General features: G+C 63.5%; 12 protein-coding genes. 1 reads left to right on the top strand and 11 read right to left on the bottom strand.

Annotation, left to right across the window (positions count from 1 at the left end; genetic code table 11):
- Positions 1–77: 77 nt before the first annotated feature.
- Positions 78–941: a DNA-binding transcriptional regulator HexR gene (gene hexR, locus CXQ80_RS04755; RefSeq protein ID WP_178080816.1), complete on the top strand. Its 864-nt coding sequence runs from the start codon at positions 78–80 to the stop codon at positions 939–941.
- On the opposite strand, the gene CXQ80_RS04750 is transcribed toward hexR, so the two are convergent.
- The 11 genes from CXQ80_RS04750 to edd all read right to left on the bottom strand — a co-directional run bounded on the left by CXQ80_RS04750 (position 934) and on the right by edd (position 14,150).
- On the bottom strand, positions 934–1,788 hold the full coding sequence (locus CXQ80_RS04750) for a D-hexose-6-phosphate mutarotase (protein ID WP_101316981.1): 855 nt from the start codon (positions 1,786–1,788) through the stop codon (positions 934–936). The two genes, hexR and CXQ80_RS04750, sit on opposite strands and share 8 nt — an antisense overlap.
- Before the next feature lie 146 nt (positions 1,789–1,934).
- Entirely contained in the window at positions 1,935–3,278 is a 1,344-nt protein-coding gene (locus CXQ80_RS04745) for a carbohydrate porin (protein WP_101316979.1), read from the bottom strand.
- 37 nt (positions 3,279–3,315) lie between these two features.
- Positions 3,316–4,470 (bottom strand): ABC transporter ATP-binding protein, encoded by a 1,155-nt coding sequence (locus CXQ80_RS04740; RefSeq protein WP_101316977.1) that lies wholly within the window; start codon positions 4,468–4,470, stop codon positions 3,316–3,318.
- Between the two features lie 3 nt (positions 4,471–4,473).
- Positions 4,474–5,319 (bottom strand): carbohydrate ABC transporter permease, encoded by an 846-nt coding sequence (locus CXQ80_RS04735; RefSeq protein WP_101316975.1) that lies wholly within the window; start codon positions 5,317–5,319, stop codon positions 4,474–4,476.
- Positions 5,312–6,220 carry a carbohydrate ABC transporter permease gene (locus CXQ80_RS04730; RefSeq protein ID WP_101316973.1) on the bottom strand — a complete coding sequence of 303 codons (909 nt, stop codon included), beginning with the start codon at positions 6,218–6,220 and terminating at the stop codon, positions 5,312–5,314. Before CXQ80_RS04730 ends, CXQ80_RS04735 begins: the two co-directional genes overlap by 8 nt.
- A gap of 80 nt (positions 6,221–6,300) precedes the next feature.
- Positions 6,301–7,587, bottom strand: a complete 1,287-nt coding sequence (locus CXQ80_RS04725; RefSeq protein ID WP_101316971.1) for an ABC transporter substrate-binding protein — start codon at positions 7,585–7,587, stop codon at positions 6,301–6,303.
- 116 nt (positions 7,588–7,703) lie between these two features.
- Positions 7,704–8,933, bottom strand: a complete 1,230-nt coding sequence (locus CXQ80_RS04720) for an AGE family epimerase/isomerase (protein WP_101316969.1) — start codon at positions 8,931–8,933, stop codon at positions 7,704–7,706.
- A 127-nt stretch (positions 8,934–9,060) separates the two neighbouring features.
- Positions 9,061–10,515: an ATP-binding protein gene (locus CXQ80_RS04715; RefSeq protein WP_101316967.1), complete on the bottom strand. Its 1,455-nt coding sequence runs from the start codon at positions 10,513–10,515 to the stop codon at positions 9,061–9,063.
- Positions 10,496–11,221, bottom strand: a complete 726-nt coding sequence (locus CXQ80_RS04710; RefSeq protein WP_101316965.1) for a response regulator — start codon at positions 11,219–11,221, stop codon at positions 10,496–10,498. Before CXQ80_RS04710 ends, CXQ80_RS04715 begins: the two co-directional genes overlap by 20 nt.
- Positions 11,222–11,367: 146 nt before the next feature.
- On the bottom strand, positions 11,368–12,327 hold the full coding sequence (locus CXQ80_RS04705; protein WP_101316963.1) for a glucokinase: 960 nt from the start codon (positions 12,325–12,327) through the stop codon (positions 11,368–11,370).
- Positions 12,324–14,150, bottom strand: coding sequence for a phosphogluconate dehydratase (edd, locus tag CXQ80_RS04700; protein ID WP_101316961.1), 1,827 nt, complete (start codon positions 14,148–14,150; stop codon positions 12,324–12,326). The genes CXQ80_RS04705 and edd overlap by 4 nt, the downstream gene beginning before the upstream one ends.
- Positions 14,151–14,243 lie beyond the last annotated feature (93 nt).

The following is a 14,243-nucleotide window of genomic DNA, read 5'->3' as shown; positions in this document are numbered from 1 at the left end:
CGATAGACAACCCTGCAAAAAGCCTGCTGTAACGCCAGCCGGCTGTCTTCTCGACCCAAGGACATACCATGGACCGCGTGCGCAACCTCCTGGAACAGATCCAGGGACGCCTCGATGAGCTGAACAAGGCCGAACGCAAAGTCGCCGAAGTCATCCTGCTCAACCCGCAACAGGCCACCCGTTTCAGCATCGCCGCACTGGCCCAGGCGGCCAAGGTCAGCGAGCCGACCGTCAACCGCTTCTGCCGCTCGTTCGGCGTCAGCGGCTACCCGGAACTCAAGCTGCAGCTGGCGCAGAGCCTGGCCAGCGGCGCCGCCTACGTCAGCCGTGCGGTCGAGGCTGATGATGATCCGGCCGCCTACACCCAGAAGATCTTCGGCAGCGCCATCGCCTCGCTCGACAGTGCCTGCCAGCAACTCGACCCGCAGCAGGTCAGCCGCGCCGTCGACATGATGATCCAGGCCCGCCAGATCCACTTCTTCGGCCTCGGTGCCTCGGCCCCGGTGGCACTGGACGCCCAGCACAAGTTCTTCCGCTTCAACCTGGCCGTGTCGGCCCACGCCGACGTGCTGATGCAGCGCATGCTCGCCTCGGTAGCACACACCGGCGACCTGTTCGTGATCATCTCCTACACCGGGCGCACCCGTGAGCTGGTCGAGGTTGCCCGCGTCGCTCGCGAAAACGGCGCCTCGGTGCTCGGCCTGACCGCCGCCGGCTCGCCGCTGGCCAACGCCTGCAGCATGAGCCTGCATATTCCGCTGCCGGAAGACACCGACATCTACATGCCGATGACTTCGCGGATCATCCAACTAACCGTGCTCGACGTCCTGGCCACCGGCATGACCCTGCGCCGCGGCGTCGACTTCCAGCCGCACCTGCGCAAGATCAAAGAGAGCCTCAACGCCAGCCGCTACCCGATCGAGGACGACGAGCTCAATTGAGCCGGTGCGCCTGCAGGCTCAGGTGCGCCTGCTCGCCCGGCGCCAGGCTCAGGCCAGCGCTGCTGCCGCTGGCGGCTTCGACACAGACGAAGCGCTGACTTTCGCGGCCACTGACGCCCATCAGCGGACGGCTGCCGGGGTGCCAGACCACGGTGTCATCGCTGTCGCCGGTATCGATGCACAGCTCGCGATCCCAGGTCGGGTCGTGCAACTGCACCGATGAGGTGCCTGGATACACTCGCTGGCACCCGCCACCGACCTTCAAGGCGCCCTTCTGCCGGCAGCTCTGCCGGCTGAGCTGGTCATAACCTTCAATGTTTTCGAGCCCAGACAGCGCTATCTTGGCAACGTCACTAATACGCCAGTAAGCCAGCAGGGCATGACTCAATTGGCAGGTTTCGCTGTCCTGATGCACGGTGCTGAGCTTGAGCTCCATGTTCTTGCCGAGCCGCGCGTGCAGGTCGACCTGCCACTCACACAGCTGCAACTGCCACACCAGGGTCACACCGTCATCGTCGGATGTGCTGCTCAGCAGCTTCCAGTCCAGTAGCCGGGCCCAACCATGGGTAGGCCACAGGTCTTCACTGGGGTGGCGCCCGTACCAGGGCCAGCACACCGGCACTCCCCCGCGGATCGCGCCAACTTGCGGCCATTGCTCGGCGCACCACAACCACGGCCGTTCGCCGCTCGGCTGAAAGTGCAGCAGTTGCGCACCCTGACGGCTGAACACCGCCTGGCAGTGCGGGTGATCGATGACAAGGACATCGCGCTGTTGATGACGCTCCCACTCGAAGACGGGCCTGGGCCGCTGCGGGGTGAACAAGCAGTGGAGCGGATGTTCGGGCATGGCTGGTAACTCTTGTTGTCATTAGGGCCGCGGTTGCCGGCCAAACGCGTCGCCACGCACTGCTGAAACAGCCTGCGTGACAACGGCTGGGCGACAAGCGACCGCAGTGCGGTCGCTACGATGGCGTAAATTTACAACATTTAGCCTCAGAATGACGACTGAATCTTCAGCCCTGCGACCAGCGCGTTGTCGACTTCATCAACCCCACCTGGGCTTTTGATGTACTGCAGGTTGGGCCGCACGGTCAGCCAGTTGGTGACGTGGAAGCCGTAGTACAGCTCGGCGTTGTACTCGGTGCGCTGCAACGGCACAAAGCCCATGTCGTTGTAATCACTGATACCGCTCTGTGCGTTGAGCTGCTCGGCGCGCTTTTTCACGTCATCGTTGACGTGGATCCGGGCGATGCCGAAGCCGATGTCATCCTTGGGCCGTGAATCGAAAGCGCCTTTGTAGACCATGCCGACTTGCTGATAGTTGTCGACCACGTTGGTGGCCTTGTCGTGCACGGTGAAGTTGGCGAACAGGCTCAGGCCGCGGTTGACGTCACCGGCATGTGCGGTGACTTGCTGCTGGGCCACCACCCACCAGCCGTGCTTGCTCGAGTGCGACTTGAAGCCGACGCCGCTGATGCCCTGGGCGTTGCCGTTGACATCCTTGTAGACGTCATCGGCCGAGGCCGTGCTGTAGTAATAACCCAGGCGGTATTCACCCGGCAGGCCATTGACCTTGGGCTGCCAGACCGCCTCGACCGGAATGATCGCGCCTTTGGTGCCACTGCCGCTGAGCTTGAAGCCGTTGCCGGTTTCGAGGTTGGACGGGTTCTGCTCGAACGCACCGACCTGCACGAAGACTTCCGGGGTGATGTTGTACTTGACCCGCAATGCCCACTGGCTAACGGGCCAGTTGTACCAGATGCCGCCGACCCAGTTACCCACCTGCGAGCCGCAGAACGCCAGGTTCTGGAAGTCGCAAGGGAAGCTGTTGAAGTCCTCGCCCGGGCCGTAGCGGCCGAATTTGACGTCCAGCGCGCCATCGAAATACTTCTGCTTGATCCACATCTGGGTCAGCCGCCAGGTCTGGCCGCGGCCCCAGACTTCCTGCACCGAACTGAACTGACCGGCGCGCGGGTCGCTGATGCGGTCGTTGGACAGGTTGCGGCCGCTGCGCTCGGTGACCGCCAGCTTGAACTCGGTGTCGTGCCAGCCGAGGATTTTCTCCAGGTCCAGGTGCATGCCGAGGGCGAACTGGTCGCTGTAGCGCGCAGTCTTGTCGTCGTTGTAACCGCCATTGAGGTTGCCGGCGACCTCACCGACGTAGTCGAGGGTGAAGTCGTAGCCCTTGTCGAGCAGCTCGGTGCGGGTGCCGCCCCAGTCGCCACTCATCCATTTCGATTCGCTGGAGAAGGCCTCGGCGGCCTGTACGCTGCTGCTGCCGACCACGGCCAGCAAGGCCAGCGAACCCAACGTACTGATGCGATTGCGATGTTCCATCCCTGTGCGTCCTCTTTTCTTGTTATGAAGGGTCCAATCAACGGCCCGCGATGTGGGCAACGTTGTCTTGCAAGGGTGCGGCGTGGCGAGCCAGGTGCAGGCGCTCACCGGTTTGCGCGTCGAACAGCAGCACCCGTGCCGGGTCCAGCTGCAGGTTGAGGGTGTCGCCGACCTGGCAGCTGATATCCGGCGCCAGCCGGCAGCACAGCTTGGTCTGGTTGACGGTGACGAAGACCAGCAGGTCCGGCCCGGTCGGCTCGGTGATCTGGACTTCGGCGCGCAACAGCGACAGGCCGTCGCCCTCCCCTGCACCGAGGCTGATCTGCTCGGGACGAATGCCGAGAATCACTTCACGACCATCGAAGCCTTGGCTGGCCGCGCCCAGCACCAGCTCGCAGCGCGCCTGGCCACTGTCGAGCAGCGCCAGCACACGGCCGCCCTGCTCGCGCAGGCGCACCGGCACGAAGTTCATCGGCGGCGAGCCAATGAAGCTGGCGACAAACTGGTTGGCCGGGTCGTTGTAGATCTGCTGCGGGGTGCCGAACTGCTGGATGATGCCGTCCTTCATCACCGCCACCTTGTCGCCCAGGGTCATCGCCTCGATCTGGTCATGGGTGACGTACACCGTGGTGGTTTTCAGCCGTTGGTGCATCAGCTTGATTTCGGTGCGCATCTCGACCCGCAGCTTGGCGTCGAGGTTGGACAGCGGCTCGTCGAACAGGTAGATCTTCGGCCGCCGTGCCAGCGCCCGGCCCATCGCCACGCGCTGCTGCTGGCCGCCGGAGAGCTGGCCCGGCTTGCGCGTGAGCAGGTGTTCGATCTGCAGCAGCTTGGCTACCCGCGCCACTTCTTCGTCGATGGCTGCCTGGGGCAGCTTGCGGATCTTCAGACCGAAGGCGATGTTGTCGCGCACGCTCATGGTCGGATACAGCGCATACGACTGGAACACCATGGCGATGTCGCGATCCTTCGGGCTCATGCCGCTGACGTCGTCGCCATCGATCAGGATCGCCCCGCCGCTGATGCTCTCCAGGCCAGCGATGCAGTTCATCAAGGTCGACTTGCCGCAGCCGGAAGGGCCGACCAGGATCAGAAACTCACCGTCCTTGATCGCCAGCTGGATGTCTTTCAGTGTGTCTGGCACACCAGTGCCATAGGTCTTGTTGACGTTGCGAAGTTCGAGTGTGGCCATGACTTACCCCTTGACTGCGCCGGCGCTCAGGCCGCGCACGAAATACTTGCCTGCGACCACATAGACCAGCAGGGTTGGCAGGCCGGCGATCATTGCCGCGGCCATGTCGACGTTGTATTCCTTGGCCCCGGTGCTGGTGTTGACCAGGTTGTTGAGGGCCACGGTGATCGGTTGCGAATCGCCGCTGGAGAACACCACGCCGAACAGAAAATCGTTCCAGATCTGGGTGAACTGCCAGATCAGGCAGACCATGATGATCGGCGTCGACATCGGCAGAATGATCCGCCCGAAGATGGTGAAAAACCCGGCACCATCCAGCCGCGCCGCCTTCACCAACGCATCGGGGATGGTCACGTAGTAGTTGCGGAAAAACAGCGTGGTGAACGCCAGGCCATACACCACATGCACCAGCACCAGGCCAGCGGTGGTGTTGGCCAGGCCGAGCTTGCCGAGGGTGAACGAGGCTGGCAGCAGCACGGTCTGGAACGGCAGGAAGCAGCCAAACAGCAGCAGGCCGAAGAACACCTGCGAGCCACGGAAACGCCACATCGCCAGCACGTAGCCATTGAGTGCGCCGAGCGCGGTAGAGATCAGCACCGCCGGTACGGTGATCATGATCGAGTTCCAGAAATAGCCACTGACCGTGGCCCAGGCCTTGGCCCAGCCGATGCTGGTGACCACCGCCGGCCAACTGAGCAGGTTGCCGCTGCCGATGTCTTCCGGGGTCTTGAAGCTGGTCAGCAGCATCACCACCAGCGGCACCAGGTACAGCAGCACGGCAAACAGCAATACCGCATGAATGGCCAGCCGACTGAGGCTGATGGCCGGTTTGTCGAGGCGGCTAGTCATGGCGTTTGTTCCTCAGCTCCGAGTACAAGTAAGGCACCAGAATCGCCAGGATCGCGCCCAGCATAAGAATCGCGCTGGCCGAACCCATACCCATCTGGCCACGGCTGAAGGTGAACGAGTACATGAACATGGCCGGCAGGTCGGACGAGTAACCCGGGCCGCCAGCGGTCATCGCCGCCACCAGGTCAAAGCTCTTGATAGCGATGTGCGAGAGGATCATCACCGCACTGAAAAATACCGGGCGCAGGCTGGGCAGAACCACCTGCCAATAGATCCGCGGCAAGCTCGCACCGTCGATCTGCGCCGCGCGGATGATCGACTGATCGACCCCGCGCAGGCCGGCCAGAAACATTGCCATGATGAACCCGGAGGCTTGCCAAACGGCAGCGATCACCAGGCAGTACACGACCCGGTCGGGGTCGATCAGCCAGTCCAGGCGAAAGCCTTCCCAGCCCCAGTCGCGCATCAGCTTGTCCAGGCCCATGCCCGGGTTGAGCAGCCACTTCCAGGCGGTGCCGGTGACGATCATCGACAGCGCCATCGGGTACAGGTAGATGGTGCGGATAAACCCTTCGCGGCGGATACGCTGGTCCAGCAGGATCGCCAGCAGTACACCGATGACCAGGCTGATGCCGATGAACAGGCTGCCGAACACCAGCAGGTTCTTGCTCGCCACCCACCAGCGGTCGTTGTCGAGCAGGCGTGCGTATTGCGCCAGCCCTGCCCATTTGTAATTGGGCAAAAAGGTCGAGGTGGTGAACGAGAGGACAAAGGTCCACAGGATATAACCGTAGAAGCCCACCAGGATGATGACCATGGTCGGCGCCAGTACCAGTTTAGGTAACCAGCGCTGCACGGCGTCCAGGGGTGAGGCCCGCAGTTGCGCGGTCGCAGTAGTCATGGCAGCGATACCTGTCAGTACAGAACGTTAACTGAGGGTGGCGTGCAGCCGCCGCAAGGACGGCTGCGCCGGACCAGCCGTTACTGGGCGGACTTGATCGCCGCGCCGAGCTTTTTCGCGGCATCGGCCGGGTCGGCCTTGGGGTCGTTGATGTAGTTGGTGACCACATCGAAGAACGCGCCCTGCACTGCCAGGTTGGTCGCCATGTTGTGCGCCATGCTTGGTTGCAGGCCGCCGGTCTGGGCGTCGGCAAGGAAGTCCTTGGCTGAGGTCTGCGCGCAGGCATCGAAGCCATGCTTGGCCATGTCGACGAGCATGTCCTTACGTACCGGGATCGAGCCCTTGTTGCTGCTGAACAGCTTCTGGAAGTCCTGGCTCATCACCACTTTGGCGATGTCCTGCTGGCCAGCCGAAGTGCCGGCGTCCTTCTGCTTGAACACCACCAGCGAGTCGATGTTGTAGGTGAAGGCCTTGTCGGTACCCGGGAACGGCACGCACTGATAATCCTTGCCGGCGACCTTGTTGGCCAGGGTCCACTCGCTCTTGGCCCAGTCGCCCATGACCTGCATGCCGGCCTTGCCGTTGATGACCTTGGCGGCTTCCAGGTTCCAGTCCTGGCCTTTGCCGTCAGCGTCCATGTAGGTAGCGACGCGCTTGAGTTCGGTCAGCGCCTTGACCATGCCCGGTCCGGTCAGCACCTTTTGGTCAAGATCAACCAGCGCCTGCTTGTAACCGTCCGCGCCCATTACCGACAGCACCACCGCTTCGAACACGGTGCTGTCCTGCCATGGCTGGCCGCCGTGGGCGAGCGGGATGAAGCCGGCTGCCTTGAGTTTTTCGGCTGCGGCGTAGAACTCGGCGAGGGTGGTCGGCGCCTTGTCGATGCCGGCCTTGTTGAATACTTCGGGGTTGATCCACAGCCAGTTGACGCGGTGGATGTTGACCGGCACAGCGACATAGTCGCCCTCGTACTTGACGGTGTCGGCGACTTTCTGCTCCAGCAGGCCGTCCCAGTTCTGCTCTTTGGCCACGTCCTTGAGCACGTCACTGTCGAGCAGGCCGGTGGAGGCCCACTCCTGGATGTCCGGGCCCTTGATCTGGGCCACGCCTGGCGGATTGCCGGCCACGGCGCGGCTCTTCAGTACGGTCATTGCGGTGGCACCGCCGCCGCCGGCAACAGCGCCATCTTTCCAGATGAAGCCGTCTTTTTCGATTTGAGCCTTGAGTACATCGACAGCAGCCTTTTCGCCACCAGAGGTCCACCAGTGCACCACTTCGACCGAGCCTTTGGCATCGGCGGCAGACGCGCTCAGGGGCAGCAGGGAGGCGAGGGAAATCGCGGCGGCGAGACGCAGAGTGGAGTTCATCGCAATACCTTTCTTGTTGTTATGCAGGGCAAGACTGTCGCTTGCATTGCACAGGAGTTTAATAACCCGGCAAGGCGCCTCAGGTAACGAAGCGCTGCGCGATTGTCATCAGTTGGTTACATTCGCCGCGCGAGGCCCGTGGCAAGGCTTGGCGCCAGAGCCAGGGTGGGCAACAGTACGGCCTGATAAGCGTGATAGAGGTCCGGTTTGCCCGCCCATATCGTCGCACTGGGGAGGTTGTCCGGGCTCAGTTCGTGGTGCCAGCTGCCGGCGTCGTTATCAATCAGATGGGCCTGGATGAACGCCCAGAAACGCCCGTACCAGCACTGGTATTGCGCCTCCCCCGTGCGCTGCCACAACGCAGCGGCAGCGGCGCTGGCTTCGGCATGCACCCAGTGCAGGCGCTGGCGTACTACCGGGCGTTGTTGCCAGTCGAGGGTGTAGACGATTCCGGGGGCGCCGTCGGCGTGCCAGGCGTGCTGACAGGCGCTGGCAAACAGGCCGCGTGCGTCGGCCAGTAGCCAGTCGGGTGTCGCTAGATCGGCCAATTGCAGCGCAGCTTCAAGGTGCAGCAGCAGCCGCGCCCACTCGAAGCCGTGGCCGGGAGTAACGCCGTAGGGTCGATAGCCATCGGCGTGGTTGTCGCTGTTGTAATCGGTGAGCGGCTGCCAGTGCAGGTCGAAGTGCTCGATCACACTGAAGCCATTGGCACGCGCATGGCCGTGGATCACCCGCTCGACGATGCGCAGCGCACGCTGCAACCAGATCGGCTCGCCAGTCACGTCGGCAAGGGCCAAAAACGCTTCGGTGCCATGCATGTTGCTGTTGGCCCCGCGATAGGCCTCCTGCTGCTGCCAATCGCGACTGAAGCTTTCGCGCAGGGCACCCTCGCTTTCACTCCAGAAATGCGCCTCGATGATCTCGATGGCTTGCGCCAGCAAGGCCGGCGCAGCAGCGCTGCCGGCCACCTGCGCAGAACTCGCAGCAAGGGCAACGAAGGCGTGCAGGTAAGCGGCTTTGATGCTGTCGCCAGCGGTAGCGGCGCTGGCGTACCAGCCGCCGTGCTCGACATCGCGCAGCCTGCCGGCCAAGGCGGCGATGCCGAGCTCAACCAGTTCCAGGCAACCGGGCCTGCCTTGTAGATGAGCCAAGGCGAAGCTGTGGGTCATCCGCGCGGTGGTAATGGTGTCGGCAATTGCGTCGGCGGCAAGGTGGCCGTAGCTGTCGAGGTTGCCGAAGCCGAGTTCCAGCTGTGAGGCTCTGGCGAAGGCCAGCAAACGCTGCCCTTCGGCATCCAGCCAGGCACTGTGCGGCCCGTCGATCAACGGCGATTGAGCATGATTCATTGGCCTGCTGCGTCCTTGTCGAGAACAGGCACGGCGCCTGTCGTGGCGGCCAAGTCTAGCCAGAGTGCTACGGCCAATAGGTCACAAAGGCCGCCATTGCTGTCACTGGCTGGTGACCAAGCGTTGCTCACTCGGCGCTGCGCGGCAGGCACAGGGTCACCCGCAGGCCGCCCTCGCGCAGGTTGAGCAAACTGACTTCACCGCCATGACTGTGGGCAATATTGCGCGCGATGCCCAGGCCCAGGCCGTAGCCTTGCTGCTGCCCGGCCAAACGAAAATGCGGCTCGAACACCTGCTCCATTTGCTGCTGCGGCACACCCGGGCCGTGGTCATCGACCTGCAGCACAAAGCCCTCCGGGCCATCGATGATGCGCAGGTGCGCGCGCTCGCCGTACTTGATCGCGTTGTCGATCAGGTTGCCGATGCAGCGGCGCAGGGCCAACGCCTTGCCCGGATACGGCGCCAACGCCCGCCCCTCGACGGTGATACGGCCGTCACGCAGGTACGGTTCAGCGAGAATTTCCAGCAGCTGGTTGAGATCGATCGGCTCGATGTTCTCGTGGATATCCGTGTCTTTGACGCACTGCAGTGCGCCTTTGACCAACAGCTCCAGCTCGTCCAAATCACGGCTGAACTGCGCTTGCAGGCGTTCGTCTTCAAGCAGCTCGACGCGCAGGCGCAGGCGCGTGATCGGCGTGCGCAAGTCGTGCGAGATCGCGCTGAATAGCTGGCTGCGCTCGGTCAGGTAACGGCTGATGCGCTCGCGCATACTGTTGAAGGCGCGGCCTACCTCGACCACTTCGCTGCCGCCACCCTCGGTCACCGGCACCACATCGGCGCCCAGCGACAGATCGCGGGCCGCGCGGGCCAGACGCTTCAACGGTCGGCTTTGCCAGTGCACCAACAGGCCGATGAACAGCAGCAACATGGCCGTGGTCAGGGCAATGAAGCCGATCTGCTGACGCGGCAGGCGCTCGGCCTCAAGGCTGGTGTAGGGCTCCGGCAGCAGCGAGGCGATGTACAGCCACTCGCCTTCGGCCAGGCGGATCTGGTTGACCAGCACCGGCGGGTTGAGCGGTTCCAGGGTCAGCGAATAATGCGCCCACGAGCGCGGCAATTCATCGAGCTTGAGGCCGCTGTTGAAAATACGCAGCTGATCGGGGCTGACGAACTCGACCGAAACTTCCACCTGCTGGCCAAGGCGCTCGTGCAGCACTTGCTGGAACACGTCGATGACTGCCTGCTTGCGCGGAGTAATCGGCAGCGTGGCCATGTCCAGCGGCTTGTCGTTGAGCGATACGAAAAAGCGCGTGCCGCCCATGCTGCGCAATTGGTCGAGGACCATTGGCCGATAGGCCACCGGCAACGAGCGGAAGTAACTGACACTGGCGCTCATCGAGTGGGCCAGGCTCTGCGCGCTGGCGCGCAGGCCCTGCAACTGGCTGGCGCGCAACTGCGCCACCCAGATCAAGCTCGACAGGCCCTGCGCCAGCAATACCACCAGCAGGGTCAACAGCAGCATGCGCCCCAGCAGCGAGCGCGGCAGCAGGCGCCAGCGGCGCTCAGTGGCTGCGGTTGACATGTGCCGCCAGCAGATAGCCACTGCCGCGCACGGTGCGGATCAGCCGTGGCGGTTTGTCGGTATCGCGCAGGCGTGAACGCAGGCGGCTGACGGCCATGTCGACGATACGGTCGAGCGGCATCGGCTCGCGGCCACGGGTAGCATTGCCGATGGTGTCGCGGTCGAGGATCTGCTGCGGGTGGTCGAGAAACAGCTTGAGCAAAGCGAAGTCAGCGCCCGACAGAATCACCTCTTCACCGTCGCGGTGGAACAGTCGATGGCTGACGGTATCCAGCTGCCATTCGTCAAACGCCAGCACGGCACTGGCGGGCGCTACCTGGCCAAACTCAGCACGGCGCAGCAAGGCCTTGATCCGTGCTTGCAACTCCCGTGGGCTGAACGGTTTGCCGAGGTAGTCATCGGCGCCCAGCTCCAGGCCGATGACCCGATCGGCCTCGTCGGAACTGGCGGTGAGCATGATGATCGGCACCCGCGACTGGCGCGGGTGCTGGCGCACCCAACGGCATAGGCTGAAGCCGTCTTCGTCGGGCAGCATCACGTCGAGAATCACCAGGTCACACGTCGTGCTGTCCAGCGCCTGGCGAAAACCCTGGCCATCGGCCTCGGCGCGCACCTGAAAGCCGGAGCGGCTCAAGTAGGTCTGCAGCAGTTCGCGGATGTCATGGTCGTCATCGACCATCAGGATCGATCGGGGGGCAGTGCTCACTGAAGTTCTTCCGTGTTGTTGGGCCCGCTCTGCGGCCCTTCGCGGGTGAACCCGCTCCTACAGGGTTATGAGCTGCGCTTGAGAACGGCGCGGTCCTTGTGGGAGCGGGTTCACCCGCGAAGAGCAGCGCGGCGGCCCCAAGAAATCTAACGAGCCATCGCTTGCTGCAGCGCCACACCGGCACCCAACAGGCCAGAAAACTCAGCGGTGACCAACCATACCGGGATCCCGGCAAAATAGCCGCTCATGCAGCCCTTGTCGGCAAAGCTGGCAGCAAAACCGCTGCGCAGGAACAGCTCGGCAAACCGCGGGATCACGCCACCGACGATATACACCCCGCCGCGCGCACCGAGGGTGAGTACGTTGTTGCCGGCAACCCGGCCAAGGAAGCAGCAGAACTGTTCGATCACGGCCAATGCCTGCGGCTCACCAGCCAGCGCAGCCTCGGTGACTTCCGCTGGGCTCAGGTGAACTGGCTGAACACCATCCAGCGCGCACATCGCCTGATACAAGCGCACCAGGCCGCCGCCGCTGAGTACGGTTTCGGCACTGACATGACCAATCTGGCTTTGGATCTGCTGATGGATCGCGGCTTCACGCGCGTTACCGACGGGCAGGTCGACATGGCCGCCCTCGCCTGGCACCGCCATCCACTGTTGCTGGTTGAGGTGCAACAAGCTGCCGACGCCCAGCCCGGTGCCAGGGCCGATCACCAGCGCCGGACGGGCTGGGTCGGCGTCACCGGCGCATACCGCCTGGAATTCACCAGGCAGCAAACGGGTCATGCCCAGCGCCATCGCCGAGAAGTCGTTGAGCAATAGCAGCTGCTTGACCTGAAGCATGTCGCAGAACGCCCGTCGGCTCAGCCGCCAGTGGTTGTTGGTGAACTGGAACTCATCGCCATCCACCGGCCCGGCAACCGCCAGACATACCGCCGCAAGCTCACCGCGTGCGATGCCCTGCTCCTGCAGGTACGCCTGGATCGCCTGCTCCAGGCTGGTGTAGTCAGCCGTCGGCAACACCCGCACGGCGTGCAGCTGGTTGTCGCGCCAAAGGGCAAAACGTGCGTTGGTGCCACCGATGTCGCCAACCAGCAACTCATTCACTTGAGATTCTCCAGGCCAGAGGTAAAGGCGCTGGCGCCCTGTTCCGCTGAACTGAACGCCATGCGCATGAAACCAAACAGTTCGCGCCCGCAGCCCAAGTCATTGCCCTGGGGTGCAGGCGGCAGATCGCGGCTGGCCAGCTCTTCGGCCGAGACCATCACCCGCAAGGTGCCTTCGACACCATCAACGCGCACCATATCACCATCGCGCACACGTGCCAGCGGGCCGCCGTCGAACGCTTCCGGGCAGACGTGGATCGCCGCCGGGATCTTGCCCGAGGCGCCTGACATACGCCCATCGGTGACCAGCGCGACCTTGAAGCCGCGGTCCTGCAGCACGCCGAGAAACGGCGTCATCTTGTGCAGCTCGGGCATGCCGTTGCAGCGCGGGCCCTGGAAGCGCATCACCGCGACGAAATCGCGCTCCAGCTCACCGGCTTTGAACGCATCGGCCAATGCCTGCTGGTCTTCGAACACTCGGGCCGGCGCTTCGACCACGCGGTGCTCGGGCGCCACGGCGGAGACTTTCATCACGCCGCGGCCGAGGTTGCCTTCCATCACCCGCAGGCCACCCTCGCTGGAGAATGGCCGCGAAGCCGGGCGCAAGATGTTCTCGTCCAGGCTTTGCAACGGGCCTTCGCGCCAGACCAGTCGGCCATCCTCGAGGAACGGCTCCTGGGTGTAGCGGCGCAGGCCATGTCCGGCCACGGTGTTGACGTCGTCGTGCAGCAGCCCGGCATCGAGCAGCTCGCGAATCAGGAACGACATGCCGCCGGCGGCCTGGAAGTGGTTGATGTCGGCTTTGCCGTTGGGGTAGACGTTGGACAGGGTTGGCACGACCTCGGACAGGTCAGCCATGTCCTGCCAGGTCAACTGAATGCCGGCAGCCTGGGCAATCGCCGGGATGTGCAGGGTGTGGTTGGTCGAGCCGCCGGTGGCATGCAGAGCGACGATCGAGTTGACCAGGGCCTTTTCATCGACGATTTCGCCCAGCGGCATGAAGCTGCCGCTGGCTTTGGTCATGCGCGTGACCTGCTGCGCAGCTTCGGCGGTGAGGGCATCACGCAACGGCGTGTAAGGATTGACGAACGAGGCGCCGGGCAGGTGCAGGCCCATCACTTCCATCACCAGTTGGTTGGTGTTGGCGGTGCCGTAGAAGGTGCAGGTGCCGGGGCTGTGGTAGGAGTTCATTTCCGACTCGAGCAGCTCTTCGCGGCTGGCCTTGCCTTCGGCATAGCGCTGGCGCACATCGGCCTTCTGCTTGTTGGAAATGCCCGACGGCATTGGTCCGCCAGGGACGAAGATGGTCGGCAGATGGCCGAAGCGCAACGCGCCCATCATCAGGCCAGGGACGATCTTGTCGCAGATGCCGAGCATCAAGGCGGCGTCGAACATGTTGTGCGACAGGGCAATCGCGGTGGACATCGCGATCACTTCGCGGCTGGCGATGGCCAGCTCCATGCCCGGCTCACCCTGGGTGACGCCATCGCACATGGCCGGCACACCGCCGGCAAACTGGCCGACCGAACCGATCTCGCGCAGCGCCTGTTTGATCTGCTCGGGGAAATGCTGGTACGGCTGATGCGCCGAAAGCATGTCGTTATAAGCCGAAACAATTGCCACGTTGGCGGCATTCATCATGCGCAGGCTGTGTTTGTCTTCGCTACCGCAGCCAGCCACGCCGTGGGCGAAGTTGGCGCACTGCAGGCTGGCGCGCATCGGGCCGTCACTGGCCGCACCGCGAATGAGTTGCAGATAACGTTCACGGGTAGGACGGCTACGTTCGATCAGCCGTTGGGTGACCTCTAGGATGCGCGGGTGCATGTACTGAACTCCAGGCTGACGGTAAGGGTGATCTGAAGCGGGATTTCCCCTCCCCCCGATTGCGACCTAGGCTCAAGTGAAACCTGCCTGGTG

Source organism: Pseudomonas sp. 02C 26 (assembly GCF_002843585.1).
Taxonomy (GTDB): domain Bacteria; phylum Pseudomonadota; class Gammaproteobacteria; order Pseudomonadales; family Pseudomonadaceae; genus Aquipseudomonas; species Aquipseudomonas shirazensis.
The sequence above is the reverse complement of the archived record's forward strand: the minus strand, read 5'-3'. Positions and strand labels throughout refer to the sequence as shown.

Bases quoted from the DNA above. Each gene is read 5' to 3' on its own strand.
- CXQ80_RS04745 (WP_101316979.1), bottom strand. From the start codon at position 3,278: ATGGAACATCGCAATCGCATCAGTACGTTGGGTTCGCTGGCCTTGCTG.
- CXQ80_RS04725 (WP_101316971.1), bottom strand. From the start codon at position 7,587: ATGAACTCCACTCTGCGTCTCGCCGCCGCGATTTCCCTCGCCTCCCTG.
- CXQ80_RS04730 (WP_101316973.1), bottom strand. From the start codon at position 6,220: ATGACTACTGCGACCGCGCAACTGCGGGCCTCACCCCTGGACGCCGTG.
- CXQ80_RS04720 (WP_101316969.1), bottom strand. From the start codon at position 8,933: ATGAATCATGCTCAATCGCCGTTGATCGACGGGCCGCACAGTGCCTGG.
- CXQ80_RS04740 (WP_101316977.1), bottom strand. From the start codon at position 4,470: ATGGCCACACTCGAACTTCGCAACGTCAACAAGACCTATGGCACTGGT.
- CXQ80_RS04735 (WP_101316975.1), bottom strand. From the start codon at position 5,319: ATGACTAGCCGCCTCGACAAACCGGCCATCAGCCTCAGTCGGCTGGCC.
- edd (WP_101316961.1), bottom strand. From the start codon at position 14,150: ATGCACCCGCGCATCCTAGAGGTCACCCAACGGCTGATCGAACGTAGC.
- CXQ80_RS04750 (WP_101316981.1), bottom strand. From the start codon at position 1,788: ATGCCCGAACATCCGCTCCACTGCTTGTTCACCCCGCAGCGGCCCAGG.
- CXQ80_RS04715 (WP_101316967.1), bottom strand. From the start codon at position 10,515: ATGTCAACCGCAGCCACTGAGCGCCGCTGGCGCCTGCTGCCGCGCTCG.